The 26733-nt window shown below is 65.3% G+C and carries 25 protein-coding genes; 11 read left to right on the forward strand and 14 right to left on the reverse strand.

The features are described 5' to 3' along the window. Positions 1 to 458 precede the first annotated feature (458 nt). Complete coding sequence (locus EYZ64_RS28040; protein ID WP_135458736.1) at positions 459 to 1196, forward strand: GAF and ANTAR domain-containing protein; 738 nt, start codon at positions 459 to 461, stop codon at positions 1194 to 1196. 36 nt (positions 1197 to 1232) lie between these two features. Here EYZ64_RS28040 and EYZ64_RS28045 read toward each other — a convergent pair whose 3' ends face one another. From EYZ64_RS28045 to EYZ64_RS28085, 9 genes are all read right to left on the reverse strand, one after another. Further along, the gene (locus EYZ64_RS28045; RefSeq protein WP_135460302.1) at positions 1233 to 2081 is read right to left on the reverse strand and encodes a LuxR C-terminal-related transcriptional regulator; all 849 of its coding nucleotides are present in this window, start codon (positions 2079 to 2081) and stop codon (positions 1233 to 1235) included. A gap of 602 nt (positions 2082 to 2683) precedes the next feature. After that, a complete protein-coding gene (locus EYZ64_RS28050) occupies positions 2684 to 3463 on the reverse strand; it encodes a hypothetical protein (protein WP_286175174.1) in 780 nt (259 codons plus the stop codon). Positions 3464 to 3516: 53 nt separating this feature from the next. Beyond that, on the reverse strand, positions 3517 to 4629 hold the full coding sequence (locus tag EYZ64_RS28055; protein ID WP_135458739.1) for a hypothetical protein: 1113 nt from the start codon (positions 4627 to 4629) through the stop codon (positions 3517 to 3519). An 81-nt stretch (positions 4630 to 4710) separates the two neighbouring features. Continuing rightward, positions 4711 to 5868 (reverse strand): 17-hydroxy-3-oxo-4-pregnene-20-carboxyl-CoA lyase, encoded by a 1158-nt coding sequence (gene ltp2, locus EYZ64_RS28060; protein WP_090518404.1) that lies wholly within the window; start codon positions 5866 to 5868, stop codon positions 4711 to 4713. Beyond that, entirely contained in the window at positions 5868 to 6275 is a 408-nt protein-coding gene (locus tag EYZ64_RS28065) for a MaoC family dehydratase (RefSeq protein ID WP_167858004.1), read from the reverse strand. The genes ltp2 and EYZ64_RS28065 overlap by 1 nt, the downstream gene beginning before the upstream one ends. Beyond that, positions 6272 to 7243 (reverse strand): bifunctional MaoC family dehydratase N-terminal/OB-fold nucleic acid binding domain-containing protein, encoded by a 972-nt coding sequence (locus EYZ64_RS28070; protein WP_135458742.1) that lies wholly within the window; start codon positions 7241 to 7243, stop codon positions 6272 to 6274. Before EYZ64_RS28070 ends, EYZ64_RS28065 begins: the two co-directional genes overlap by 4 nt. A gap of 15 nt (positions 7244 to 7258) precedes the next feature. Further along, complete coding sequence (fadE29, locus tag EYZ64_RS28075; RefSeq protein WP_135458745.1) at positions 7259 to 8422, reverse strand: acyl-CoA dehydrogenase FadE29; 1164 nt, start codon at positions 8420 to 8422, stop codon at positions 7259 to 7261. Next, positions 8422 to 9426, reverse strand: a complete 1005-nt coding sequence (locus EYZ64_RS28080; RefSeq protein WP_135458747.1) for an acyl-CoA dehydrogenase family protein — start codon at positions 9424 to 9426, stop codon at positions 8422 to 8424. The genes fadE29 and EYZ64_RS28080 overlap by 1 nt, the downstream gene beginning before the upstream one ends. 35 nt (positions 9427 to 9461) lie before the next feature. After that, positions 9462 to 10712, reverse strand: a complete 1251-nt coding sequence (locus EYZ64_RS28085; protein ID WP_135458749.1) for a cytochrome P450 — start codon at positions 10710 to 10712, stop codon at positions 9462 to 9464. Positions 10713 to 10879: 167 nt separating this feature from the next. Here EYZ64_RS28085 and EYZ64_RS28090 point away from each other — a divergent pair, with 167 nt between their 5' ends. The 5 genes from EYZ64_RS28090 to EYZ64_RS28110 all read left to right on the forward strand — a co-directional run bounded on the left by EYZ64_RS28090 (position 10880) and on the right by EYZ64_RS28110 (position 16387). Further along, positions 10880 to 12031: a steroid 3-ketoacyl-CoA thiolase gene (locus tag EYZ64_RS28090; RefSeq protein WP_135458751.1), complete on the forward strand. Its 1152-nt coding sequence runs from the start codon at positions 10880 to 10882 to the stop codon at positions 12029 to 12031. A gap of 10 nt (positions 12032 to 12041) precedes the next feature. After that, positions 12042 to 12416, forward strand: a complete 375-nt coding sequence (locus EYZ64_RS28095; protein ID WP_135458753.1) for a DUF8021 domain-containing protein — start codon at positions 12042 to 12044, stop codon at positions 12414 to 12416. Between the two features lie 10 nt (positions 12417 to 12426). Next, positions 12427 to 12906 (forward strand): nitroreductase family deazaflavin-dependent oxidoreductase, encoded by a 480-nt coding sequence (locus EYZ64_RS28100; protein ID WP_135458755.1) that lies wholly within the window; start codon positions 12427 to 12429, stop codon positions 12904 to 12906. A gap of 199 nt (positions 12907 to 13105) precedes the next feature. Further along, on the forward strand, positions 13106 to 14533 hold the full coding sequence (locus EYZ64_RS28105; RefSeq protein WP_135458757.1) for a histidine phosphatase family protein: 1428 nt from the start codon (positions 13106 to 13108) through the stop codon (positions 14531 to 14533). Between the two features lie 477 nt (positions 14534 to 15010). Next, positions 15011 to 16387, forward strand: coding sequence for a histidine phosphatase family protein (locus EYZ64_RS28110; protein ID WP_286175175.1), 1377 nt, complete (start codon positions 15011 to 15013; stop codon positions 16385 to 16387). 106 nt (positions 16388 to 16493) lie between these two features. On the opposite strand, the gene EYZ64_RS28115 is transcribed toward EYZ64_RS28110, so the two are convergent. Beyond that, positions 16494 to 17399 carry an SDR family oxidoreductase gene (locus EYZ64_RS28115; protein WP_029108221.1) on the reverse strand — a complete coding sequence of 302 codons (906 nt, stop codon included), beginning with the start codon at positions 17397 to 17399 and terminating at the stop codon, positions 16494 to 16496. Positions 17400 to 17411: 12 nt separating this feature from the next. Then, on the reverse strand, positions 17412 to 18191 hold the full coding sequence (locus EYZ64_RS28120) for an SDR family oxidoreductase (protein WP_135458758.1): 780 nt from the start codon (positions 18189 to 18191) through the stop codon (positions 17412 to 17414). Between the two features lie 59 nt (positions 18192 to 18250). Between EYZ64_RS28120 and echA20 the strand changes: the two genes are divergently transcribed. From echA20 to EYZ64_RS28145, 5 genes are all read left to right on the forward strand, one after another. Further along, positions 18251 to 19009 (forward strand): (7aS)-7a-methyl-1,5-dioxo-2,3,5,6,7,7a-hexahydro-1H-indene-carboxyl-CoA hydrolase, encoded by a 759-nt coding sequence (gene echA20 / locus EYZ64_RS28125; RefSeq protein WP_135458761.1) that lies wholly within the window; start codon positions 18251 to 18253, stop codon positions 19007 to 19009. Continuing rightward, positions 19009 to 19896: a cholesterol ring-cleaving hydrolase subunit IpdA gene (gene ipdA, locus EYZ64_RS28130; protein ID WP_135458763.1), complete on the forward strand. Its 888-nt coding sequence runs from the start codon at positions 19009 to 19011 to the stop codon at positions 19894 to 19896. The genes echA20 and ipdA overlap by 1 nt, the downstream gene beginning before the upstream one ends. After that, positions 19893 to 20642, forward strand: coding sequence for a cholesterol ring-cleaving hydrolase subunit IpdB (gene ipdB, locus EYZ64_RS28135; RefSeq protein WP_135458764.1), 750 nt, complete (start codon positions 19893 to 19895; stop codon positions 20640 to 20642). Before ipdA ends, ipdB begins: the two co-directional genes overlap by 4 nt. 3 nt (positions 20643 to 20645) lie before the next feature. Beyond that, positions 20646 to 21716: a (3aS,4S,5R,7aS)-5-hydroxy-7a-methyl-1-oxo-octahydro-1H-indene-4-carboxyl-CoA dehydrogenase gene (gene ipdC / locus EYZ64_RS28140; RefSeq protein ID WP_135458766.1), complete on the forward strand. Its 1071-nt coding sequence runs from the start codon at positions 20646 to 20648 to the stop codon at positions 21714 to 21716. 94 nt (positions 21717 to 21810) lie between these two features. After that, complete coding sequence (locus tag EYZ64_RS28145) at positions 21811 to 22482, forward strand: class I SAM-dependent methyltransferase (RefSeq protein WP_135458767.1); 672 nt, start codon at positions 21811 to 21813, stop codon at positions 22480 to 22482. Between the two features lie 17 nt (positions 22483 to 22499). Here the strand turns inward: EYZ64_RS28145 and EYZ64_RS28150 are convergent, their stop codons facing one another. The 3 genes from EYZ64_RS28150 to fadA6 form a co-directional block, all read right to left on the reverse strand. Beyond that, positions 22500 to 23135: a DUF1345 domain-containing protein gene (locus tag EYZ64_RS28150; protein ID WP_135458769.1), complete on the reverse strand. Its 636-nt coding sequence runs from the start codon at positions 23133 to 23135 to the stop codon at positions 22500 to 22502. Continuing rightward, positions 23135 to 25438: an FdhF/YdeP family oxidoreductase gene (locus EYZ64_RS28155; protein WP_135458771.1), complete on the reverse strand. Its 2304-nt coding sequence runs from the start codon at positions 25436 to 25438 to the stop codon at positions 23135 to 23137. The genes EYZ64_RS28150 and EYZ64_RS28155 overlap by 1 nt, the downstream gene beginning before the upstream one ends. Positions 25439 to 25580: 142 nt before the next feature. Then, positions 25581 to 26729, reverse strand: coding sequence for a steroid 3-ketoacyl-CoA thiolase FadA6 (gene fadA6, locus EYZ64_RS28160; protein ID WP_135458773.1), 1149 nt, complete (start codon positions 26727 to 26729; stop codon positions 25581 to 25583). Positions 26730 to 26733: the final 4 nt, after the last annotated feature.

Here is a 26733-nt window from a genome sequence, read left to right on the forward strand (position 1 = left end):
TATATTTCGCACGCGTCAATCACGCGCGCGCGACCGCGGTCGCGCCATGCTCGCGGCATTCTCCTGTCCACTGGCACAATCCACCGATCGACGAGACCGCGAACAACATCTGCCTGGGCAACGCTTAACAGTGATTGTGCACAACCCCGACTCGGTGCACAGAGTGGAGCGTCCGGTGTATGAGTCTGATCCGTTGAGTGCGCGGACCAGGTTTCTCGAGGTAGTCCGCAAGACCCCCGCTGCCCCGGATGACGCAGCACGCTCGTGCAAGGCATGCGTATCGGTTCTCCCGGTGACACGCGCAGGTATCTCCGTGAACGTGGAGGGCATCGGCATCGCACCGGAACCCAACGCAGATCCCGGCGAGGGCGCGAGCCCGGACTCCTCGGTGACGTCGTGAGCGGACGTTGACCAACGCAAACATCGAGGGAAGACTTCATTATGCAAGGGGGGACGTGATGAACCGCTATGAACAACTCGCGAATGCATTCGTCGGGCTGGCGGACACGCTCGTCGCCGACTACGACGTCGTTGAGTTCGCACAACGCCTCGTTGGCGACCTGACGACATTGCTGCCGGTCTCCGCTGCCGGAATCATGCTCGGAGACGCGCACGGACGCCTGCACGTATTCGCATCCAGCAGCGAGCACACCCAGCTACTCGAACTGCTCCAGATCGAAGCCAACTCCGGGCCGTGTCGTGATGCCTACCTCAACCGGGAGACCGTGCGGGTACCCGATATCCGGCGGGAGCAGGAGCGCTGGCCCGCGTTCGCCCAACGCGCCACCGAGTACGGGTTCACTTCGGCGTTCGCGCTGCCACTTCGGCTGCGGGACGAACGGGTCGGCGCAGTGAATCTACTGCGAACTGAACCCGGTCATATGTCGGAGAGCGATATCGCAGTGGGACAAGGGCTGTCCGATGTAGCTGCCGTGGGGATACTTCACCAGCGCATCATTACCCGTGCCGAGATCATCAATCAGCAGCTACAGGGCGCCCTCAACACCAGGACGATCATCGAGCAGGCCAAAGGTGTGCTTGCAGAGCGCGGGGGGATGGAGATGGACGAGTCATTCAACCTCCTGCGCACGTACGCCAGGAAGACCAATCAGCGACTGGCCGACCTGGCTCGCGCCGTGGTCGCGGGAGCGGACACCTCCGAGATTCTCAACATCCGACCTCGGTCGGAGCAATAGCCCGATTCGCGACCAACGATGGCCCAGAATCCCGGACTAGGCCCCTGGCCTATCTTCAGCGGCCAAGATGGTCCGGGCCACCGCTGCTGCCTGTGCGCGAGTGCCGACACCGAGCTTGGTCAGCAGGCTGTGCACGTGATTCTTGACGGTATGGACCGCGATGCACAGCTCGTCGGCGATATCCCTGTTCGCAAGCCCCAGTTCCAGCATCCTGAGGACCTGCGCCTCCCGGGCCGTGAGGACCAATTCCCTTGCGGCCGAAGGGCGCTGGGACGCGAGCGCCGATAGTCGTCTCAACAGGATCGCCGAAACCCGCGGCGAACACAGCGATTCCCCCGCAGCGACCCTGTGCAGCAATGTGATCAGATCCTGAAGCGTTTCGGTGCGCAGATGGTATCCGGCCACTCCGGCCTCAGCACACGCAACAATCTCGGATTCGTCGTCCTCGGAGACGCCCAGAACCACCACTCGGACCTGCGGCCCCAAGCTCAACGCGTGCCGTAGCAGAATCGCGCTGTCGCGAGTCCCCATGTTCAGCACTAGAACTCGAGGCAGCCTCGCCTCGAACGCTGCGATCAGGGAGGGAACATCCCAGGCAACCCCGGGCGACACCGCGCCATGCGACAGCAGGACTGCGACGAGATAGTCGCGGTACAACGTGCAGTCATCGACGATGAGAACTTCCGCGTCCCGGAGCAAACCGCGTCCATCGACCATCGCGCTATATGGGTCGAGTCGTCCGCCAACGGCAAACGAACGTTCCCACTCACGCAATTCGTCGAGCTGCATCGGAGATATCGGCGTTCTTCCCGGGTGGTGACCGTTGCCGTTGCCCTTCCCGGGGCCGTAGACGGAGTTGCCCCGGTCGGCGACGACCGTCACCATCGGCTCTCCATCATCCGTCAACGCCACCGCGCTCTGAGATGACGAAATTGATTGACGAACTGAAATCTCATCCATGACGGTGATCCGTTCAACCGCCCGGGAAGGAAGTGCCGACCACCCCAAGGGGTGCCGCGGCAGCTCCCGTCACACGCTCAATCGATCGCATAGTCCACGGTCCTCCCTCCCCGAGACGGTCACATCCAGCACCGTTTCCCAGAGTTTGGCCGATGCTATTCACTTTGCCAATCTAGGGTCAACCGTCCCAGGCGCCGATCGCCGGCAAATTTTGCGATCAAAAGAGCACATTGGGTAGGCATAGCAGGTCATGGGAAACCCCTGAAGGCATCGACCCTGCTAGCGCGAGTTCAGCAAACGTTCAGTCGAATTGAACCCGTATTTTCGTACCCAAAGTAGGTTTTCCGACCCAGCCACGAACGCCGCCAGTCTGGGAATACGCTGCGAACGCGCTTCACAGGACACCGTTCAGCACATCACGACTGTTGAAGAATCTCCGCGAGATGCAAAACTGGCAATGATCTTGAATATGCCGAGTCAACAAACCAAAATTTGCTGACACATCAAGGCGCGGTGCGGGGAGCCGCCTACATCCGCTTCCAGAGATCGTCCCCGCCGGAATGACGGGGGGCCTCGGGTGCCACCGGAACCGGGCCGGGAGCCGGCTGGCTCGGGCTGGGCGCGGCGGCAGGCGGTGCCGACGCAGCGGGTGGAGCCGAATGCGTGACCGGGGGCGCCGAGTGCGGAGCCGCCGACGCCGCCCCACCGGACGGGGCGTTCATCTGCGTCTCCCGCGCATCCAGGCCGGCTTCGCGTCGGTCCTGCGCAACGTCGCGGTCGTTCTGCGCCGTCTCGCGATCGTCCTGCTGCTTGTCCCGATCGTTGAGCTTGGCTTCGCGCTCTTCCTGCTGCTGTTGCGGATTCGGGCCACCTTGACCACCCGGGCCGCCGGGCTGGCCGGCACCCGGTGCGCCGCCGTTCTCCGAGCCGCCGCCCTTGGCGCCTTCCATGGCCTTCATCAGCGGCTCCATCAATGAGCCGAACTGCCCGCCCATCTGGCCCATAGCTTGCGACGGCGCACTGGCCATCTGGCCCATCTGTCCCAGCTGCCCCATCATCTGGCTGAGCTGACCCACGCCCTGACCGCCGGAGTCGTCGGCCTTCTCGTAGGCCCCCTGGGCATCCGACAGCTTGGCGTTGAACATGTTTTCCTTGGCCGACAACGCCGTCACATTCGTGGTCAGCGAGGCCGCCAGGGTCGGCACGATGCCGGCGATGGTCATGCTCATCGCATCCTCACCGGGCTGAATCGGCGGCATGTCAGGCAGGTTCAACGACGCGGCGTCCCAGCTGAGCGGACCTTTCATTGACATCGGGCTTCCCGGGCTACTCACGGTTGTCCCCTTCCCGTCGAGACCGATCACCAATCGTCATAGTCATCGCCACCATCCCCCGTGTCGTGTTCCAAAGGAGCCGGGACCGCCAGTCCGGTCGCGGTGCCCCCACCGCCACCGGCACGCTGGCCGCCGCCCATCATGCCCATGCCGCCGCCCATGCCGCCGCCCGTCGCATTGGCCGCTGCCACCGGGGCGACACCGCCGACCACAGCGGCGCTGGCACCGGGGTCGACCGAGACCGGTGCGGTGCTGCCACCGCCCACCATCTTCGCCAGCAAGGGCGTCTGCGGGCTGCCGCCACCGGAGCCCCCGGGCAGACCCGCGGCCTTGACCATGCCCGCACCACTGCTGGGACCGGAGCCGCCGGCCGCCGGATGGTTAGAGAACGCCGAGAAGGGGCTGGGCCCACCGCCGGTGCCCTTGCCACCCGAACCCAACATCGACGTCAGCTGCTGCAGGGGCTGCGACAACTGCTGCAGCGGTTGGGAGAGCTGCTGCGGAATCTGGCCGGCCATCTGCGGCAGCTGGCCCAGAATCTGCGGCAGCTGGCTGATCAGCTGCATCATCGAATCGGCGCCCTTCTGGGCCGCCTGCTGAGCTTGCGCCGTCGGCGGGGTGCCGACCTGCGGGAGGTTGGCCACCGTGCTGAGGCTGTCCGCCATTTCCGCGGAGGCGGCCGAGACGGTCGCGGTGTTCTGCGCCAAACCTGCCTTGACCCGGCTCTCGATCAGCGCCTGCGCATTGGGGCCGGCAAGCGGCCCCAGGGCCAAAATGCCCATGACCTCCTGCTGGACCTCTTCCGCGGCCGCATTCACGATCGTCTTGGTCTCCGCCACGGTCGCTGCCATTTTCATCAACGCGGTGGAGATGGCCTGCGCCTGTAGACCATTGGCCTCGTGTCCGCCGATCATCGTGGTCGCCTCACCCGAGGCGGCCAACGCCGCGCCGCCTTCCCACGAACCCTGCAGCTTCGAGAGCTGGCTGGTCTGTTGCGGGACGACTGTGCCACTGATCTTGGCGGCGATCTTCTGATACGACGCCGCCGCCGCGGTCAGCTGTTCCTCGTCGACACTCGGCCAACCCGGCCCGAGCAAGGTCTGCGACCCGTACGGGCTACTGTCGCGCTCTATCGCCATGCCGCGGCCCCCCTATCTACCCGTGATGATGCACATCCGGAGCAAACATTACCGTGCCAATCAGGGGTGGCGATGCACCTTTTATCCGAGGATCAATCCGGATGTCGGCACACCGGTTCCGGCGGTGACCAGTACATGCTCGACGCCCTCGACCTGGTTGACCGAGGTCCCCCGCAACTGGCGCACGCCCTCGGCAATGCCGTTCATGCCGTGGATGTAGGCCTCGCCGAGCTGACCGCCGTGGGTGTTGATCGGCAGCCGTCCGCCGAGCTCGATGGCGCCCCCGGCAATGAAGTCCTTGGCCTCACCCTTACCGCAGAAACCGAGCTCCTCGAGCTGGATCAACGTGTACGGGGTGAAGTGGTCGTAGAGGATCGCGGTCTGGATGTCGTCGGGCGACAGGCCACTCTGCTGCCAGAGCTGACGGCCGACCAGACCCATCTCGGGAAGCCCGAGCTCGTCGCGGTAGTACGAGTACATGGTGAACTGGTCGGTGCCGGCACCTTGGGCAGCGGCCTCGATGATCGCCGGCCGGTGCTTGAGGTCCTTGGCCCGCTCGGGGGTGGTGACGACGATGGCCACGCCGCCGTCGCTCTCCTGGCAGCAGTCCAGCAGCCGCAGCGGTTCGGCGATCCACCGCGAGTTCTGGTGATCCTCGATGGTGATCGGCTTGCCGTAGAAGAACGCCTTCGGGTTGGTCGCGGCATGCTTGCGGTCTGCCACCGACACCGCGCCGAAATCCGCACTCGTGGCGCCGTATTCATGCATGTAACGCTGCGCGATCATCGCCACCGAGGCGGCCGGGGTGCTCAGCCCGTGCGGGTAGGACCAGCTGTACTCCACGCCGCGCGAATCGGCGTTGACGGTCAGGCCGGTCATCACCTGGCCGAACCGGAACTCGGAGCGCTCGTTGAACGCCCGGTAGGCCACAACGACTTCCGCCACACCGGTCGCGACGGCCAGAGCCGCCTGCTGGACGGTCGCGGCCGCGGCACCGCCGCCGTAACCGATCTGGCTGAAGAACTTGAGATCTCCGATCCCGGTGGAGCGGGCCACGGCGGTCTCCAGATTGGAGTCCATCGTGAACGTCACCAGACCGTCTACGTCGGACGGCTTGAGGCCGGCGTCGTCGAGTGCGTCGAGCACCGCCTCGGCGGCCAGACGCAGTTCACTGCGACCGGAGTTCTTGGAGAAGTCGGTGGCGCCGATACCGGCGATGGCTGCCTTGCCGGAGAGCATCAGTTGTCCCCCAAAGTAAGTGTGGACGTGGCGATGACGTGGTTGCCAAGGCTGTTGCTGCCCACCACTTTCAGTGTCACCAGGTCGCCCTCGATCTCCGTGACCTCCCCGGTGAAGGTGATGGTGTCGTAGGCGTACCAGGGCACCCCGAGGCGCAGCTTGATCGACTTGACGAACGCGTTCGGACCGGCCCAGTCGGTCACGTACCGACCGACCAGCCCGGTGTCGGTGAGGATGTTGACGAAGATGTCCTTGGACCCCTTGGCCTGCGCCAAGTCCCGGTCGTGGTGCACATCCTGGTAGTCGCGCGTCGCGATGGCGGTGGAGACGATGAACGTCGGGTCGCCGTAGATCTTGAGTTCGGGCAACTTGGTGCCGACCCGAACGTCGGAGACAGTCAGGCTCATGCTTGTGGCTCCCATGCGTACAACGTCCAGGCCGGGCTGATCTCACTGTCCGGGAAGTCGATATAGGTTGCGGTGACCGGCATTCCGATCTTCACCTGGTCGGCAGCGATCCCGCGCAGCTCGCCGAGCATCCGGACCCCCTCCTCAAGTTCAACGAGGGCGATCACGAACGGCAGACTGCGTCCGGGCACCTTGGGCGCATGGTGCACGACGTAGCTGAACACCGTGCCCTTGCCGGAGGCCACCACGTAATCGACGGGGGCATCTTTGTCGGCCCACACCGCGGGCACCGGCGGGTGCTGCAAGGTGCCATCGGGGCGGCGTTGGATCCGCAGCTCGTGGGCATTGATACCGTCCCAGAAGAACTTGGTATCCCGCGACGAGGACGGCCGCATCAGCTTGTCCGGGTCGAGATCTTCTGGGATCTCGTTGGTTTCAGAGTCTTCCGCGGCTGCCTGCTTACCGGCGGGGAGGAACTTCATGATGCGCCAGTCCATGTCGGCGACTTCCTCGTCACCGACATGCCAGCGGATCTTCTGATTGATGAAGTAGCCCTCGCCCAGTGCGGTCTGCTTGGGACCGACGATGCCGACGATCTCGGCGCTCATCACCACCTGTTCGCCAGGCTGGATGTAGCGGTGGTAGGTCTGGTCGCAGTTGGTGGCGACGACACCGACATACCCGGCATCGTCGAACAACTTCATCGCCCTACCCAGCGGATCATCGTCGGACCGGGAGCGTCCCAGCCCCATCATGGTCCAGACCTGGATCATCGCCGGCGGCGCCACGATGCCGGGATGACCCGCAGCTCTAGCGGCTTCCGCGTCGACGTAGATCGGGTTCTTGTCACCGATCGCGTCGACCCAGTGGTGAATCATGGGCTGATTCACCGGGTCCCGAGCCACCGTCGGTTTGCTCGTCCCGGACGCGATGATCTGGTCGATACCGGCCTGCAGATTCACGCTCATCTCAATCCCTCGCTGTTACCGGGTCACCCTCGGCACCCGCAGGCCCGACGCCGCGATCATCTCGCGCATGACCTCGTTGACGCCACCGCCGAAGGTGATGACCAGGTTGCGCTTGGTCATCTTGTCCAGCCAGACCAATAGTTCGGCGGTCTCCGAGTCCGCCGGGTTGCCGTAACCGCCGACAATCTCTTCGGCCAACCGGCCAACCTCTTGCAGCCGTTCGGTGGAGAACACCTTGGTCGCGGCGGCATCGGCCACGGCGATGGTCTCGCCGGAGGCCGCGACCTGCCAGTTGAGCAGTTCGTTGATCCGCCAGATCGACTTGATCTGCCCCAGAAGGTGTTTCACCTCGTTCTGCTCGATCGGTGGGACACCGTCCGAACCGGGCTTCGATGCCCAGGTGTGCACCTGGTCGTAGATGCCGGCGATACGGCCGGCGGGCCCGAGGCCGACCCGCTCGTGGTTGAGCTGGGTGGTGATGAGCTTCCAGCCGCCGTTCTCCTCACCGACGAGCATGTCGGCGGGCACGTGCACATCGTTGTAGTACGTGGCGTTGGTGTGGTGCGCCCCGTCCGAAAGGATGATCGGGGTCCAGGAATAGCCGGGATCCTTGGTGTCGACGATCAGGATCGAGATGCCCTTGTGCTTGGCCGCGGTGGGGTCCGTACGGCAGGCCAGCCAGATGTAGTCGGCGTCGTGCGCGCCGGTGGTCCACATCTTCTGTCCGTTGACGATGTATTCGTCACCGTGACGGACCGCGGTGGTACGCAGGGACGCCAGGTCGGTTCCGGCGTCGGGCTCGGAGTACCCGATGGCGAAATGCACTTCACCGGCGAGAATTCCGGGCAGGAACTTCTTCTTCTGCTCCTCGGTGCCGAGCGCCTGCAGGGTGGGGCCCACCGTCTGCAACGTGACCATCGGCAGCGGGATGTCGGCCCGGTTGGCCTCGTTGATGAAGATCTGCTGCTCGACCGGGCCGAAGCCCAGGCCGCCGTACTCCTTGGGCCAACCGACGCCGAGCTTGCCGTCGCTGCCCATGCGCTTGATCACCGCACGGTAGGCCTCGTTGTGCCGGTCGGACTCCATCGCCGCGGCCTCTTCGGGCGTGATGAGAGTCGAGAAGTATTCTCGCAGCTCGGCTTGCAGCGCGCGCTGCTCGGGCGTCAGGTCGATGAACATTACGCTCCCACCAAATCGAGGCGATGCGACGGACCACCCAACAGGCGGGTCAGGTCCTTGATCGAGGAGTAGTAGCGGTCCATCGGGTAGGTGATGTCCATACCCATACCGCCGTGCAGGTGATGACAGAGCCGCATGGCCGGAGCGGCCTGCGAGGTGAGCCAGTAGCCCAGGATGTTCAGATCCTCGTCAGCGTCAATGTCCTCGGACAGCCGCCACAGCGCCGACGTGGACAACAGCGAGATGGTCCGCGAGGCGATGTAGACCTCGGACAGCTGTGCGGCCACCGTCTGGAAGGTCGAGAGCGGACGGCCGAACTGCTCACGGGTCGCCACGTAGTCGGCGGTCAACCGCAGCGCGCCGGCGACCAGTCCGGCGGCGAACGCCCCGGTGGCGGCGAGCGCCAACTGGTTGACCCGGTGCGCACTCGCGCCGTCGAGCACGTCAGCCGCGTCGACCGCGACGTCGGCGAACGTGACCGCGTATTCGTCGGAACCGTTGGAGGTCGGGCTCTTGGCGACTGTCACACCCTCGGCCGAAGGCGAGACCACCACCACCGCGTTATCGGCGGTCACCACCAGCCACTTGGCCGTCTCGGCATAGGGCACACCGACTTTGGTGCCGTTGAGCTTGCCTTCGGCGAAGTTTGTCGCGGGACGCTCCGGCAACGACTGTCCGGGCTCGTTGAGCGCCGCCGAGAGCACCGCACCCGTCGCGACATCGACGAGGTACCGGTCCTGCTGCGCGTCGGAGGCGAGGTCGAGCAACGACACCAGACCGAGGCCCACGGTGGCCAGCGCCGGGCCGATGGTGCCGTGCCGACCGATCTCGGTCAACGCGGTCGACAGCTCGGGCAGACCCAGACCGTCACCGCCGAGTCGTTCCGGTACTCCCAGCGCCGCGACACCACCGGAAACCAGTGCATCCCAGGTGTTGTCGCGTTCCAGAACAGAGGTCACCACATCGGCAACAGCCTGCTGCTCTGGGTTCGGTGTGAAATCCACCCGAATCCTCCTTGATCCGTTAGGCGGTCAGTAGCTCAGTGCGCGACCGGGCACTGCCCGGTGTAATCGACCGGCCAGTGCTTGATGCCGTTGAGCCATCCGGACTTTAGCCGCTCGGGATCGCCGGTCGGCTGGAGGTCGGGCATGTGATCGGCGACGGCGTTGAAGATCAGGTTGATCGTCAGGCGGGCCAGGTTGGCGCCGATGCAGTAGTGCGCCCCGGTGCCGCCGAAGCCGACGTGCGGGTTGGGATCGCGAAGGATGTTGAACGTGAACGGGTCCTCGAACACCGCGTCGTCGAAGTTCGCCGAACGGTAGGACATCACCACGCGCTCACCGGCCTTGATCTTGACACCGGCGATCTCGGTGTCCTCGCTGGCGGTGCGCTGGAAGGCCGAAACCGGCGTGGCCCAACGGATGATCTCGTCGACGGCGGTCTTCGGCCGCTCCCGCTTGAAAAGCTCCCACTGATCGGGATTCTGCGAGAACGCGATCATGCCGTGCGTGATGGAGTTACGGCTGGTCTCGTTGCCCGCGACCGCAAGCATGATGACGAAGAAGCCGAACTCGTCGTCGCTGAGCTTCTCGCCGTCGATGTCGGCTTCGATCAGCTTGGTGACGATGTCGTCGGTGGGGTTCTTGCCGCGCTCCTCGGCCATCTTCATGGCGTAGGAGATGAGCTCGAAGGAGGACATGGCCGGATCGACGTCGGCGTACTCGGGATCGTCGCCGGCGGTCATCTCGTTGGACCAGCGGAACAGCTTGTCGCGGTCGTCCTGCGGGACACCGAGCAGTTCGGCGATGGCCTGCAGCGGCAACTCGCAGGAGACCTGCTCGACGAAATCGCCGGTGTTGGACGCGGCGGCGTTCTTGGCGATCTGCTGCGCGCGGTTGTTCAGCTCGTCCTCGAGCCGCGAGAGCGCACGCGGGGTGAAGCCACGGGAGATGATCTTGCGCAGACGGGTGTGGTGCGGTGCGTCCATGTTGAGCAGGACGGCGCGCTGGAGGTCGACCGCTTCGCGGGTCATCTCCTGCGGCCAGACCGGGATCGCGCCGTTCATCGAGCTGGAGAACACGTCGCTGCGCAGCGAGACGTCCTTGACGTCCTCGTGCCGGGTGACCAACCAGTAGCCCTTGTCTCCGAAGCCACCGGTGCCGCCCGGGACGTCGACCCAGCGGACCGGCTCGGCCTTACGGAGCTCGGCGAGTTCCTCGACCGGCAGGCCCTTGAGGTTCAGCTCGGAATCGAGGAAGTCGAATTCCTTGGGGATGTTGGGGCAGCCCATGTGTCTAACTCCTAGTGTCTGCAGCAAGCCGTGCGGGTAGCCAGCGATGCTTGAAACAACGTGGTCTAGTACCAATTGTGACCATTGAAACACGGCTTGACCGCAGATCAAAGGCAGTGATACATCCGCGCTTGTCAGAGTAATGAAACGTGTTCTAGCCTGACTTCATGGGTAACCCTGTCATCGTCGAAGCCACCCGCAGCCCCATCGGCAAGCGCAACGGCTGGTTGTCCGGCCTGCACGCCACCGAGCTTCTCGGAGCCGTCCAGAAGGCCCTCATCGAGAAGGCCGGAATCGACCCCGGCAGCGTCGAGCAGCTCATCGGTGGCTGCGTCACGCAGTTCGGCGAGCAGGGCAACAATGTCACCCGGCAGTCCTGGCTGGTCGCCGGGCTGCCCGAGCACGTCGGCGCCACCACCGTCGACTGCCAGTGCGGCAGCGCCCAGCAGGCCAACCATCTGGTCGCCGGCCTGATCGCCACCGGCGCCATCGACATCGGCATCGCCTGTGGCATCGAGGCGATGAGCCGGGTCGGGCTCGGCGCCAACGGCGGCGGCGCCCGCGCCGCGTCCTGGGACATCGACCTGCCCAACCAGTTCGAGGCCGCCGAGCGGATCGCCAAGCGCCGCGGCATCACCCGCGCCGATGTGGATGCGCTGGGCCTGGCGTCGCAGCTGAAGGCCAAACAGGCCTGGGCCGAGGGTCGTTTCGACCGCGAGATCTCCCCGATCGAGGCACCGGTCATCGACGAGAACAAGCAGCCGACCGCCGAATGGAACACGGTCAGCCGCGACCAGGGTCTGCGCGACACCACCGCTGAGGGCCTGGCCGGGCTGAAGCCGGTGATCGAAGGTGGCATTCACACTGCCGGTACGTCCTCGCAGATCTCCGACGGCGCCGCGGCGGTGCTGTGGATGGACGAGGACAAGGCGAAGGCCCTCGGCCTGAAGCCGCGCGCCCGCATCATCAGCCAGGCCAACGTCGGCGCCGAGACCTACTACCACCTCGACGGCCCGGTGCAGTCCACCGCGAAGGTCCTCGAGAAGGCCGGCATGAAGATGGGCGACATCGACCTCGTCGAGATCAATGAGGCCTTCGCCTCTGTCGTGCTGTCCTGGGCTCAGGTGCACGGCGCCGACATGGACAAGGTCAACGTCAACGGCGGCGCCATCGCGCTGGGCCACCCGGTCGGATCGACGGGCGCCCGCCTGATCACCACGGCCCTGCACGAGCTGGAGCGCACCGACAAGAGCACGGCGCTGATCACCATGTGCGCCGGCGGCGCGCTGTCTACCGGCACGATCATCGAAAGAATCTGAGGCCTTCCCCGTGCCATTCTCAGATGCCGAGCGCATCGCGGCCGCACAGGCCTACATCGATGCGCTGGTGAGCCATCAGGCGGATGCAGTCCCGTTCACACCGGACTGCATCCGCATCGAGATGGGGCTCAAGACCGGCCGCTCCGGAGATCATCTGCGGCGCAGCCTGAACAGCGGCCCGCAGTTCAAGTTGATCGAGAAGACCACGACGCCGGAATTCACCGTCGACGGCGATCAGGTCCGCGCTCGGTTCGACGTGCTCACCAAGCCGCGCCTGTTCGGGTGGCGGGTGTGCTCGCACGTCGACGAGACGTTCCTGATCCCGGCATCCGACGGAAAGATCCACCACATCCGCGCCTCCCTGACCCCGTTCATCAGCCGCTAAGGTCCACCGCATGGCCAACACCCCGCGCCCGCTGAACCCCAAACAGGTCGAACGGCTCAACGCGAAATCGACCGGCACCGCCATCAAGTGGATGTCGCGCGCCCAGACCTGGATCTTCAAGAAGACGGGCGGGCGCTTCGGCGACAAGTTCCTGCGCGGCGCCGAAGTCGGCATCCTGACCACGGTCGGGCGCAAGTCGGGCGAGGAGCGTGACAGCCCGCTGCTGTTCCTGCAGGAGGGCAAACGCATCGTGCTGGTCGCCTCGCAGGGCGGCCGGGCCACCAACCCGATGTGGTACCTGAACCTGGTGGCCAACCCCCGGGTGAGGTTCCAGACCAAGCGCGAGACCTTGGAGCTCACCGCGCGCGACGCCACCGACGCCGAACGCGACGTGTACTGGCCCAAACTGGACGCCATGTACGCCGACTTCGCGAACTACCGGTCCTACACAGACCGGAAGATCCCGATCGTGATCTGCGACCCGGCATAGCCTGACGTTCGTCCAAAGTGCCCCCGACCTCGAGGTCGGGGGCACTTTGCGTTGCCAGGTGTCCCGGTGGTGACCAATTACGCAACTCTCGGTAGCAGAATTGACGAGTTGACAGAATTTTGATTATGTTCTGTGAGCGCGCACACAGTGAACGACAAGTGAGCGGCAGGCCACGTTTTCGTGAACCGATGGAGACCCTATGCAACGACCCACCCGACGCCGGGCTGCCGGTGCCGCCGCAACGACCCTGACCGCGTGCGCTTTGTTCGCGGCCGCCACCCTGCCGGCCGCAGCGATGACCGTGACGTTCATCCGGCACGCCGAGTCGCAGGGCAACGCCTCCGGCTACATCGACACCAGCACCCCGGGGCCACACCTGACCAATGACCAGGTGAACCAGAACGGCGGCCCGAACGGCGAGCAGCAGGCGAAGGACTGGGCCGATGCCCAGTGCCCCTCCTCGCCGTGCACCAAGTACGACGCGCTCTATGCCTCGACCATGATTCGCACCCAGGAGACCGCGGCGCCGTTCGCCGCCAAGCGCGGGCTGCCGGTCACGATCCTCGGCCAGTTCGACCCGGCCAACCCGCAGCGGAACTCCGGTGTGCAGGAAATCAGTGCCGGCATCTTCGAGGGCCTGCCCGAGAGTGAGGGCATCGGCCGCATCGGTTACATCCTCGCGCCGCTGGCCTGGACGTTGGGCCTGCAGTTCATCTCGGTTCCCGGCGGCGAGAGCGGCCTGGAGTTCAACGAGCGCGTGACGAATGCACTTGCCGACGTGGAGTCCGGCACCTCCGACACCAACGGCGACGGCAAGGTCGACGCCGCGGTGTTCTCGCACGGCGCCACCATCATGATGTGGACGATGATGAACGTCGACAACCCGAACCTGTTGTTGATCGTGCAGCATCCGTTGAACAACACCGACACGGTGGTCGTGGAGAAGAACGCCGACGGCAGCTGGACTCTCAAGGAATGGGCCGGCCAAGAGGTCGGCGCGGCCAACTACCCGACCCAGATGTTTGTCAACTTCCGGGATCTGATCGTCGCGCCGCAGAAGGCCGTCTACAACATGCGCATCCCGGTCCTGTCGCTGGACGCCCAGGGCATCGTCACCACCGGGGCGCAGGGCGTGCAGGACGTCGCCAACGCCGGCGTGAAGTTCGTCAAGGACTCGATCACCGACACCGTGAACGCGATCACCGGCATCCCGGGCTCGCTGGGGCAGCCGACGAACCAGGTTTCCAAGCTCAGCACGGAGAAGACCGCCGTCGGCGACACCCCGTCGGTCAAGGATCTCGCCGTCGTCAAGACTGCCGTCGAGAATGCCACCGAGGACGCCGGCTCCACCGTCGAGAAGGTGACCGAGCCGGTGCAGGCCAAGATCACCGCCGCCCGTACCGCCAACGGCGCCACCAAGCTGACCGACGGCAACAAGGCAGAACCGGGTAAGGCTGTGTCGGCGGTTCGCGACCGGGTCAAGCAGGCTGCAGACGACGTGCGCAGCGGAGTTGAGTCCTCGGTCAAGCAGGCGAGTGACAACGTCAAGAAGCTCACCGGCGCCGACAAGGCCGACAAGGCCAGCAGCACCAGCAAACCGAAGACCGCGTCGAAAGATGCCGCGTGAAATAGCGTGTAGCGCAAGGTAATACCAACCGGGTCGGTCCCCCTCCTCGCATCGGGAGGGGGACTGAGTCGTGTCTGCACCCAGTTAGAGCAACACCTGAAATCTGTCAAATACCCTCCCACACAGTGGGATAGCTACGCATCGACGTCTGCCCCCAACCGGAGAATGCATCTGACTGTCAAGCGAATATCGCTGATAATCCACTGAGAACCGGGGGCCAAGATGACGGGCAGCATTCGCGGCGCAGCAAAGAAGTTCGGCGGCAAGGACATTGATCCTTGCTGAGCCCCGCCGCGTGAAATCGCCAGTGCCAGAAGCCTAACCGCGGGCCTGAGTCGGTCCGCTTCCTCTCGAAGAGGAGGTCACTCGAACATCCCATTTTCCGTGAGTCAAGACAAAACCGTTGAACACCAAACGAAAGGGCGAAAGTACATGATTCACCTCAGACGCGGCGCACCTGCGCCACGAAAACGAACAATGCTCGGGTGCGTCGCCCTGGCATTCCTCGCCTTCTTCCTGGCGATGCCCGTCGCCCATGCCGCCGAGGTCATGCGTGTGACGTTCATACGTCACGCGCAGTCGGAGGGCAACGCCTCCGGCCTGATCGACACCAAGACCCCGGGTCCGGTGCTGACCCCCCTGGGCCAGCAGCAGGCCCAGGCCGTAGCCGACAAGCTGGGCGACAACAACTACGACGCCATCTACGCGTCCCAGATGGTGCGGACCCAGCTCACCGCCGCACCGATGTCGCAGCGCCTCGGCCTGCCGATCCAGGTGCTTCCCGGCCTGCAGGAGATCGAGGCCGGTGTCTTCGAGGGCACCCCGGAAGCGAACGCTTCCAGCGGGTACGGCCTGTATCCGATCGCATGGGCGCTCCCGGGCGTGATCCCGCAGATCCCGTTCAACAAGGGCACGTACATGCCGGGTACCAACGTCAACGGATACGTGTTCGACGAACGGGTCCGGGGCGCGCTGCAGACCATGTACGACAACGGCGACCGCAACGCCGTGGTGTTCTCGCACGGCGGCACCATCATGTTCTGGACCTTGATGAACGTTGAGAACATCACCGTGATGCAGAAGCTCCAGCTGCTGCAGACAGCCCAGTTGAACAACACCGATTACGTCGTCATCGAGGGCAACAACGAGGACGGCTGGACCCTGGTGAACTGGAACGGCCAGCAGTTCAGCCCGGAACGGACCTTCGGATACGAAGTGAAACTCCAGCTCCGGACGCTGACCCGCCAGCTGACCGCCGCTGCGGATCAGGTCAAGGAGGCCTTCAAGACGGGTGACCTCGTGACCATCGCGACGGCCATCAACCACAGTGTCGCCGACGCAACCTTCTCGGTCACCAAGTTCAACCGTGCTGTCAACGCGGAGATCATCAAGCGCGTCAGCGATGCATTCCCGAGCAAGACCAACGATCTGCAGGACAAGGTGTCCACCGGGGTCGAGGACGTCAAGAGCACGCTGAACGTGACCAAGGACAGCATCGAGCAGAAGGTTCAGTCCGCTCCGGAGACGGAGACCGCCTCGGACACAACGAAACCGGCTGATTCCGCATCCCTCGCGGGGGCGAAGTCGAAGCTCAAGGCCGCTGTCGACGGCATCGTCAAGCCCCGTGGCGCGACCGATCTGTCCGATGGGAACAAGGCTCTGCCGGGCGTCACGAAGTCGCTGAACCGTAGCAGCGAGCAGGTCCGGACCGCCGTCAAGGAAACCCAGGACCAGGTGTCGTCGTCGATCAAGAAGCTCAGCGACGCCGTCAAGAAGGCCACCGGAGGGACGGCCAAGCCTGCGGGCGAGAAGGCTGCCGCCAACGATTCGACCGGCGAGAAGGACGCCGCCTGACCCGTAGGGGCATTCGAGTCTGCTTCTAGGACAACGAGTCTGCGCTCAGATCGCGAATCCGGCGGATTTCACGATCTGAGCGCAGTCTCGACGAAACAAGAAGAAATCAGGCGCCGTAAACCGGGACCGCGGGACGAGCCTTGGCCAGCAGGTCGTTGACGACCGGGCCCAGCTCGGCGGGATCCCATTTCGCGCCCTTGTCGATCTGCGGACCGTGGGCCCAGCCCTCGGCGATGCGGATCTTGCCGCCCTCGATCTCGAACATCTTGCCGGTGACGTCCTTGGACTCGACGCTGCCCAGCCACACCACGAGCGGGGAGATGTTCTCCGCGGCCATGGCATCGAAGGACTGGTCCTGGGTGGCCATCATGTCGGCGAAGACGGTCTCGGTCATCCGGGTCCGGGCCGAGGGCGCAATGCCGTTGACGGTGACGCCGTAGCGACCCATCTCGGCCGCGGCCACCAGCGTCAGCGCGGCGATGCCGGCCTTGGAGGCGCTGTAGGTGGCCTGGCCGACGCTGCCCTGCAGGCCGGCGCCGGAGCTGGTGTTGATGATGCGCGCGTCGACGGTTTCGCCGGCCTTGGACTTGGCCCGCCAGTACGCGGCGGCGTGCTTCATGGTGGCGAAGTGCCCCTTGAGGTGCACGGCGGTGACGGCGTCGAACTCCTCTTCGGTGGCGTTGGCGAACATCCGGTCGCGCACGATGCCGGCGTTGTTCACCAGCACGTCCAGGGTGCCGAAGGCATCCACGGCGGTCTGGATCAGGCCCTCGGCCTGCGCCCAGTCGGCGACGTTGGCGCCACTGGTGACGGCTTCGCCTCCGGCAGCGACGATCTCGTCGACCACATTCTGCGCGGCGCTGCCGCCGCCGGCGGGCGAACCGTCCAGGCCGACCCCGATGTCGTTGACCACGACGCGGGCACCTTCGGCAGCGAACGCGAGCGCGTGCTCACGCCCGATACCGCCACCGGCACCCGTCACGATGACCACGCGGCCGTCGAGCAATCCCATACCTGTATCTCCTTATTTATTGGCGTTTGAGGCGTCGAGGTAGGTCGGCGGTTCACCACCGCCGTGCACCTGCAGCGCCGCCCCACTGATGTAGGACGCCGCGTCAGAGGTCAAAAACGCTGCGGCCCAGCCGATATCGGTGGGCTTGGCCAGCCGGCCCAGCGGGACGGTGGCGGCCACCGCGGCCACCGACTCGGCGTCGCCGTAGAACAGTTCGGACTGCTCGGTCTCGACCATGCCGACCACCACGGAGTTCACCCGCACCTTGGGCGCCCATTCCACGGCCAGCGTGGTGGTCAGGTTGTCGATACCGGCCTTGGCCGCGCCGTAGGCGGCGGTACCCGGCGTGGGCCGGTGCGCGCTGACGCTGGAGATGTTGACGATCACCCCGCCCGTCTCCTGCTTCTGCATCACGGCGTTGGCGTGCTGGGAGACCGAGAGCGGCCCGAGCAGGTTGAGCTCGATGATCTTGGTGCTGAACTTGGCCGACGCATCTGCTGCGGCCACGTACGGCGATCCGCCGGCGTTGTTCACCACGGCATCCAACCGGCCGTGCTTGGCCACGATGGCCTCGATGAGCGCGGCCACCGAGTCGTCATCACGGACGTCGCAGCTGTGGAATTCGTAGGGCAGCCCCTCGACCGGACGGCGTGCGCAGGTCACCACAGTGGCGCCCTGACCGGCAAAAACCGCGCTGATTCCAGCGCCAACCCCTCGCACTCCGCCGGTCACCAGGACCACCTTGCCGGTCAAACCCAAATTGATGGCACCGGCTTCTGGCGTATCGGTCACTGTGCTAGCGTACCAAGCAAGTGCTTGCTTAGGTAGCGACCCCTTCAGGAAGTGGATTGATGACGATCACCACCAAGACAGTCGAGCCGGGCATCGTCTCGGTCACCGTCAACTACCCGCCCGTCAACGCCATCCCGTCGGCCGGCTGGTTCGAACTCGGCGATGCGATCACCGCGGCAGGCCGCGACCGCAGCACGCACGTCGTGATCCTGCGAGCCGAGGGCCGTGGCTTCAACGCCGGTGTGGACATCAAGGAAATGCAGAACACCGAGGGCTTCGGCGCGCTGATCGACGCCAACCGCGGCTGCTACCACGCGTTCAAGTCCGTGTACGAGTGTGAGGTCCCTGTCGTCGCAGCGGTCAACGGCTTCTGCGTCGGCGGCGGAATCGGCCTGGTCGGCAACGCCGACGTGATCGTCGCCTCCGATGACGCCAAGTTCGGACTCCCGGAGGTGGAGCGCGGCGCGCTCGGAGCCGCCACCCATCTGTCCCGGCTGGTCCCCCAGCACCTGATGCGCCGGCTGTTCTTCACCGCCGCCACCGTTCCCGCCGAAACGCTGCACCACTTCGGTTCGGTGCACGAGGTGGTTCCGCGTGAGGATCTCGACGAGGCCGCCCTGCGCGTCGCCCGCGACATCGCCAGCAAGGACACCCGGGTGATCCGGGCGGCCAAGGAGGCGCTGAACTTCATCGACGTGCAGCCAGTCAACGCGCGCTACCGCATGGAGCAGGGCTTCACCTTCGAACTCAACCTGTCCGGTGTGTCCGACGAGCACCGCGACGCCTTCGCCGGAACCTCAAAGGGAGACACGAAGTAATGGCAGACAAGCGAACAACTCTCGACGAGGCGGTCGCCTCGATCGAGAGCGGCATGACGATCGGCCTCGGCGGCTGGGGCTCGCGACGCAAGCCGATGGCCTTCGTCCGCGCCCTGCTGCGCACCGACGTCAAAGACCTGACCGTGGTCACCTACGGCGGTCCCGATCTGGGCCTGCTGTGCTCGGCCGGCAAGGTCAAGCGCGTCTACTACGGCTTCGTGTCCCTGGACTCGCCGCCGTTCTACGACCCGTGGTTCGCCAAGGCCCGCACCACCGGTGCCATCGAGGCCCGCGAGATGGACGAGGGCATGCTGCGCTGCGGCCTGCAGGCTGCCGCCCAGCGGCTGCCGTTCCTGCCGATCCGCGCCGGCCTCGGTAGCGATGTCCGGACGTTCTGGGGCGACGAGCTCAAGACCGTGAAGTCCCCGTACCCGACCGACGGTGCCTACGAGGAACTGATCGCGATGCCCGCGCTGAACCTCGACGCGGCGTTCGTCCACCTGAATCTCGGTGACGCCCAGGGCAATGCGGCCTACACCGGCATCGACCCGTACTTCGACGATCTGTTCCTGATGTCGGCGCAGCGCCGCTTCCTCTCGGTGGAGCGCGTGGTGTCCACCGAGGAACTGGTCAAGGCCGTTCCGACGCAGGCACTGCTGATCAACCGGATGATGGTCGATTCCGTGGTGGAAGCCCCCAACGGCGCCCACTTCACCACCAACGAGCCCGATTACCGGCGCGACGAGAAGTTCCAGCGCCACTACGCAGAGGCCGCCGGCTCCGACGAGACCTGGGCCGAGTTCGTCAAGACGTATCTGTCCGGCAGCGAAGCCGACTACCAGGCGGCCGTGCGGAAGTTCAAGGAAGATCAGGAGGCCAGCAAGTGATTGCCGTGACCCGTGCTGAGGTGTGCGCCGTCGCCTGCGCCGAACTGTTCCGCGACGCCGGCGAGATCATGGCCAGCCCGATGACCACCGTCGTCCAGATCGGTGCGCGGCTGGCCCGGCTGACCTTCTCCCCCGACATCGTGCTGACCGACGGTGAGGCCCGGATCCTGGCCGACACCCCGGCCATCGGCGCCCCCTTCACCGTCGAGGGCTGGATGCCGTTCAACCGGGTCTTCGAGACCCTGGCCTGGGGCAAGCGCCATGTGGTGATGGGCGCCAACCAGATCGACCGCTATGGCAACCAGAACCTGTCGGCGTTCGGTCCGATCCAGCAGCCGACCCGGCAGATGTTCGGAGTCCGCGGCGCACCCGGCAACAGCATCAACCACGCCACGAGCTACTTCGTGGGCAACCACTCCAAGCGCGTGTTCTGCGACTCGGTGGACATCGTGTCCGGAATCGGCTGGGACAAGGTCGATCCGGAGAATCCGGCCTACCGCTTCGCGAACATCTACCGCGTGGTGTCCAACCTGGGCGTGTTCGACTTCAACGGCCCCGACCACCAGATGCGGGCGGTCTCGCTGCACCCCGGCGTCGAGGCTGATCACGTCGCCGACAACACCTCCTTCGAGGTGCACGGCCTTGAGGAGGCCGAGACCACCCGGTTGGCCACCGATGAGGAGCTCAGGCTCCTGCGCGAGGTCATCGATCCGAAGTCGCTGCGCGACAAAGAGATCAAGGTCTAAAGAATGGGCAAGCTCAAGACTCCGCTGACCGAACTGGTCGGTATCGAGCATCCCGTCGTGCAGACGGGAATGGGCTGGGTAGCCGGTGCACGACTGGTCGCCGCAACCTCCAATGCCGGCGGCCTCGGCATCCTGGCGTCAGCGACGATGACGCTCGAGGAACTGCAGACCGCCGTAACCAAGGTCAAGGCCGCCACCGACAAACCCTTCGGCATCAACATGCGTGCCGACGCGGGCGATGCCGGTGCGCGTGTCGACCTCCTGATCCGCGAAGGAGTCAAAGTCGCCTCCTTCGCTCTAGCTCCCAAGCCCGAGTTGATCGCCAAGCTGAAAGATGCCGGCGTCGTGGTGATCCCGTCGGTCGGTGCGGCCAAGCACGCCAAGAAGGTGGCCGGCTGGGGCGCTGACGCGGTGATCGTGCAGGGTGGGGAGGGCGGTGGCCACACCGGTCCCGTCGCCACCACGCTCCTGCTGCCCTCGGTGCTCGATGCCGTCAAGGACACCGGCATGCCGGTGATCGCCGCCGGCGGTTTCTTCGACGGCCGCGGCCTGGCTGCCGCACTGTCCTACGGTGCCGCTGGGGTTGCCATGGGAACCCGGTTCCTGCTGACCTCGGATTCCACCGTGCCCGACGCGGTCAAGGAGCGGTACCTGCAGTCCGCGCTGGACGGCACCGTGGTGTCCACCCGCGTCGACGGCATGCCGCACCGGGTGCTGCGCACCGGTCTGGTCGAGAAGCTGGAGAGCGGTTCGCGTGCCCGCGGTTTCGCCGCCGCGATCGGCAACGCCCAGAAGTTCAAGAAGCTCTCGGGCATGACGTGGCTGTCGATGGTCAAGGACGGCCTCGCGATGCGGCACGGCAAGGAGCTCACCTGGTCGCAGGTCGTGATGGCGGCCAACACCCCGATGTTGCTCAAAGCCGGCCTGGTGGAGGGCAATACCGACGCCGGCGTGCTGGCCTCGGGACAGGTGGCGGGCATCATCAACGACCTGCCGTCGTGCGCTGAGCTGGTCGAGAAGATCGTCGACGACGCCGTCGCACATCTGCAGTCCGCGTCGTCCTACATTCAGTAACCTTCCCTGCGCGAGCAGACACAGAAGCGCCCCTTTCCCCATCGGAAAGGGGCGCTTCGCGTTCGCCCGTCGCGAAGCGCGGCATAGTCGAGGCATGGACATCCGTCGCGTCGAACACCCAGTGGTCAGGCGGGCCGCCGAGGGGCTGCACAATTTCAACAGCAGGCACCCGTGGAGTCACAACGACCATTTCCACCGTTGGATCCTGGCGAACCTGCCCGCACACCGCGGCAGCGCGATCGACATCGGATGCGGCCAGGGCGCTTTGGTGGCTCAACTGGCCGCTCGCTTCACACATGTCCGCGGTACGGATCTTGATGCGGGCATGCGCGCCGAAGCGGCCCAGCGCTGCGCAGGCCTGGCCAACGTCACCATCGACGACAGCCAACTCGCCCACCTCGACAGGCCGGTCGATGTCATCACCATGGTGGCCGTGCTGCACCACCTCGACGTCGAGCAAGCGCTGATCGAGGTCCGACGGCTGCTGAGCCCGGGCGGACGGTTTCTGGCCGTCGGACTGGCCGCGCCCGCCTCGATCCGTGACACCTCATGGGATTTGGCGTCCGCGGTGACCAACCCGATCATCGGCCTGATCAAACATCCGCGCCCGGTGCCCGGGGATCCGGTACCCCCGCCGTTCCCGGTCCGCGATCCTCAGCTCAGCTTCGATGAGCTTCAAGCTGTTGCCCATCAAGTCATGCCGGGCGCCGCGATGCGCCGTCGGCTGGCGTTCCGGCACACCATCTGCTGGACGAAACCCGGCTGAACTAGCCAGACCGGGTTTCAGCTGGACACGATGCCGACGACCAGGTTGATCGTGGTCGCCAGGATCACGGTGCCGAACAGATACGACAGCAGACAGTGTCGCAGCGCCACCGCGCGGATCGTCGAGTCGGTGACGCCGGTGTCCGACACCTGATAGGTCATGCCGAGGTTGTAGCTGAAGTAGAAGAAATCCCGGAACGCCGGCAGCTCGTCGGAATTGAAGTCGATGCCACCGGTTTTCGGTGTGTAGTAGAGATACGCGTAGCGGGCGGCGTACATCAGGTGCATACCGGCCCACGCCATGAAGACCCCGGCCAGCGCCGCGGTGGCCGCACTCGGATCGCTGTGCGAACCGCCGCGGACCAGCATGACGACGATGCTGACCAACGCACCGAGCGCGGCCGCCACGATCACCAGCTCCTCGACCACCGGGTTGAAGGCTTCCTGGCGCGCATGGTCTCGGGTGGCCCCGGCATCCATGGGCCACAGCAGCATCCATCCACCCGCGACGAAAACTGCTCCAGTGGAGGCGATCCCGACCAGCACCCCGAGAGACGCGTCGGTCAGCGATCCGGTTATCTGGCCCGCGAGCACACCGACAATCACCGAGCCCCCGAGCCGAGTGACCGGGGAGAGCAACCACGGTGCTGCCATCAGGCGGGCGCCGACAGCGTCACACGCACCTTGACGTTCTTCATGATGGGCTGGTCGCTCTGGGTGCTGTAATCGCCGATGGCGCACAGCACGTTCATCTCGGGCATGTACCCCGCGGCGCAGCCGTGCGGAATGCCGTACGGGATGGCCCTGTAGCGCTGCAGCGACCGCGTGCTGCCGTCCCGCGCGGTGGCGACGATGTCGACGTCGTCGAATTCTCTGATCCCGCGCTCGGCCATGTCCTGCGCATTCATGAAAATCAGTGTGCGCAGGTTCTTCACGCCCCGATAGCGGTCATTGTCGGAGTAGATGGTGGTGTTCCACTGATCGTGTGAGCGCAGCGTAGCCAGGATCAGTGTGCCCGACTCGGTGCTGCCGTCGGGTAGGTCGACCGCCGAGAACTCGGCCCGACCGGACGGGGTCAGGAAGATCAGTTCCCGCGCGGGCTGCTTGATGCGGAATCCCAGCGGAAGCCGGACCCGTCGATTGAAATCCTCGAAACCGTTGAGCACCTTGGCCATCGTGTCCCGGATCCGGTCGTAGTCCTCGACGTACCAGCTCCACGGGGTGCCGCTGGTGGGCAGCGCGGCCTGCGCGATCCCGGCGATGATCGCCGGTTCCGACTTCAGGTGCGGCGAAGCGGGCTTCTTCATCCCGACCGAGAGGTGCACCATGCTCATCGAGTCCTCGACCGAGGTGGACTGAACCCCGGCCTTCTGATGGTCCTTCTCGGTACGGCCCAGGCACGGCAGGATCAGGGCGCGACGACCGTGGATCACGTGACTGCGGTTGAGCTTGGTGCTCACCTGAACGGTGAGATCACATTTCTGTAGTCCCGCGAAGGTGTACGTGGTGTCCGGGGCGGCACTGGCGAAATTGCCGCCCATCCCGACGAACACCTTGATCTCGTCGCGGTGCATGGCCTCGATGGTGTGCACGGTGTCCATTCCGTGCTCGCGCGGCGGGTCGATGCCGCACACCTCGGCAAGCCGGTCGAGGAAGGCCCCGGCCGGCCGGTGATCGATACCGCAGGTGCGGTTGCCCTGCACATTGCTGTGCCCCCGCACGGGTGACGGCCCGGCGCCTTCCCGGCCCAGATTGCCGCGCAGCAGAAGCAGATTGACGATCTCCCGCACGCTGTCCACGCCGTGTTCGTGCTGGGTGACGCCGAGACACCAGCTGATGATGCTGCGGTCGGCATCGCAGTAGACCTTGGCCGCCTTGCGGATATCGGCCTGGCGCACACCGGACTTGTACTCGATCTCGTCCCATGAGGTGGCCTCACAGACCGCACGGTAGTTCTCGAATCCCGCGGTGTAGCGGGCGATGAACTCGGCGTCCAGCGCCTTGGGGTCGGTTTCCGCTTGTTCCAGAACGGCTTTGGCGATGCCACGGATGAGCGCCATATCCCCGCCGATCCGGGGCTGCAGGTTCAGCGTGCTGGTCCTGGTGGACTTGAAGGTGGCCATCCGCAGAAAGTCGTGCGGGATGATCGTCTTCGTGGCACCGGCCTCGACCAGTGGGTTGATGTGCACGACCTGCGCACCGCGGCGGTAGGCCTCGGCGAGTGCGGTGAGCATGCGCGGCGCGTTGGAGGCCGCGTTGACACCGATGATGAACAGCGCGTCCGCAGTCTCCCAGTCCTCCAGGTCGACCGTGCCCTTACCGGTACCCAGCGAGGCCGTCAGGGCGCGACCGCTCGCCTCGTGACACATGTTCGAGCAGTCCGGCAGATTGTTGGTGCCGAGTTCGCGGGCCATCAGCTGGTACAGGAAGGTCGCCTCGTTGCCCAGCCGGCCCGACGTGTAGAACGACGCCTGGTCCGGGTCGTCCAGATCCGCCAGGGCCTTGCCCACCAGATCGAACGCATCACGCCAGCCGATCGGTTCGTAGTGATCGGTCTCGGAGTTGTAGACCATCGGCTCGGTGAGGCGCCCCTGGTCTTCGAGGGCGAAATCGCTCCAGGTCGCCAGCTCGGAGACGGTGTGCTGGGCGAAGAACTCCGGACCACAGCGCTTGTGCGTCATCTCCCACGTGACGTGTTTGATGCCGTTCTCGCAGATGTCGAGTTTGAGGCCCTTCATGTCGTCGGGCCAAGCGCAGCCCGGACAGTCGAAGCCGACGTTCTCGTGGTTCATCTTCATGATCGCGCGGGGGCCGTCGATGGGCTCGCGCTCGTGGATCAGCAATCTGGTGACGCTCTTCGCCGCGCCCCATCCGGCCGCGGGGTGATGGTAGGGGTGGAATTCCGGTTGGTCATGCCCCTCGGCGTCGGTGCGCTGCTCGGTGCCCCGGTCTGTCATGAGTCAAGTCTGCGCGCGGACGAACAGCCGCGTCCAAGGAATGTTTGGCAGAGTTTCGAAGGCCTGACGAACAGACGCAAAAGTGCCCCGAAACTGGTGTTTCAGGGCACTTTGCGTCTGCTCGCGCAGAGACTCCGTCAGATCAGAGGCGCTCGATGATCGTGACGTTGGCGGTGCCGCCGCCCTCGCACATGGTCTGCAGGCCGTAGCGGCCGCCGGTGCGCTCGAGGGTGTTGAGCATGGTGGTGAACAGCTTGGCACCGGTGGCGCCGAGCGGATGGCCCAGGGCGATGGCGCCACCACTCGGGTTGACCTTGGCCGGATCGGCCTTGGTCTCCTTGAGCCAGGCCAGCACGACCGGCGCGAAGGCCTCGTTGATCTCGACGGTATCGATGTCGTCGATGGACAGGCCGGTCTTCTCCAGCGCGTACTGGGTGGCCGGGATCGGGCCGGTCAGCATCATCACCGGATCGTCGCCACGCGCGCTGATGTGGTGGATACGGGCGCGGGGCTTGAGGTTGTACTTGTTGACCGCTTCTTCAGAGGCCAGCAGCACCGCCGCCGCCCCGTCGGAGATCTGGCTCGCCAGCGCGGCAGTCAGTCGGCCGCCTTCGACCAGGGGCTTGAGCGAGGCCAGCTTCTCGAGCGTCGATTCACGCGGTCCCTCGTCGATGCCGAAGTCGCCGACCGGGACGATCTCGTTGTCGAAATGCCCGGCCCGAATCGCGGCGAACGCCCGCTGGTGGCTGTTGTAGGCGAACTCCTCCATCTCCTCGCGGGAGATGTCCCACTTCTCGGCGATCATTTCCGAACCGCGGAACTGCGAGATCTCCTGATCGCCGTAGCGGTGCAGCCAGCTCTTGGATTCGTTTGTGGGCGAGGTGAATCCGAACTCCTTGCCGACCACCATGGCCGAGGAGATCGGGATCCAGCTCATGTTCTGCATGCCGCCGGCGAGGATCAGGTCGGCCGTGCCGGACATGATGGCCTGGGCGCCGAACGAGATGGCCTGCTGGCTGGAACCGCACTGCCGGTCGACGGTGACGCCGGGGACGGCCTCGGGGTAGCCGGCGGCCAGCCAGGTCAACCGGCCGATGTTGCCGGCCTGCCCGCCGATGGCGTCGACGCAGCCGACGATGACGTCGTCAACGGCACCCGGGTCGACGTCGACGCGGTCGAAGATGGCACGGAACGCGTGCACGCCGAGATCGATCGGATGAACCTCGGCCAGCGAGCCGTTCTTCTTTCCGACCGGCGTACGCACCGCGTCGACGATGTATGCCTCAGGCATTGTT

Origin of the sequence: Mycobacterium sp. DL99 (assembly GCF_004762045.1) — a bacterium.
GTDB lineage: Bacteria > Actinomycetota > Actinomycetes > Mycobacteriales > Mycobacteriaceae > Mycobacterium.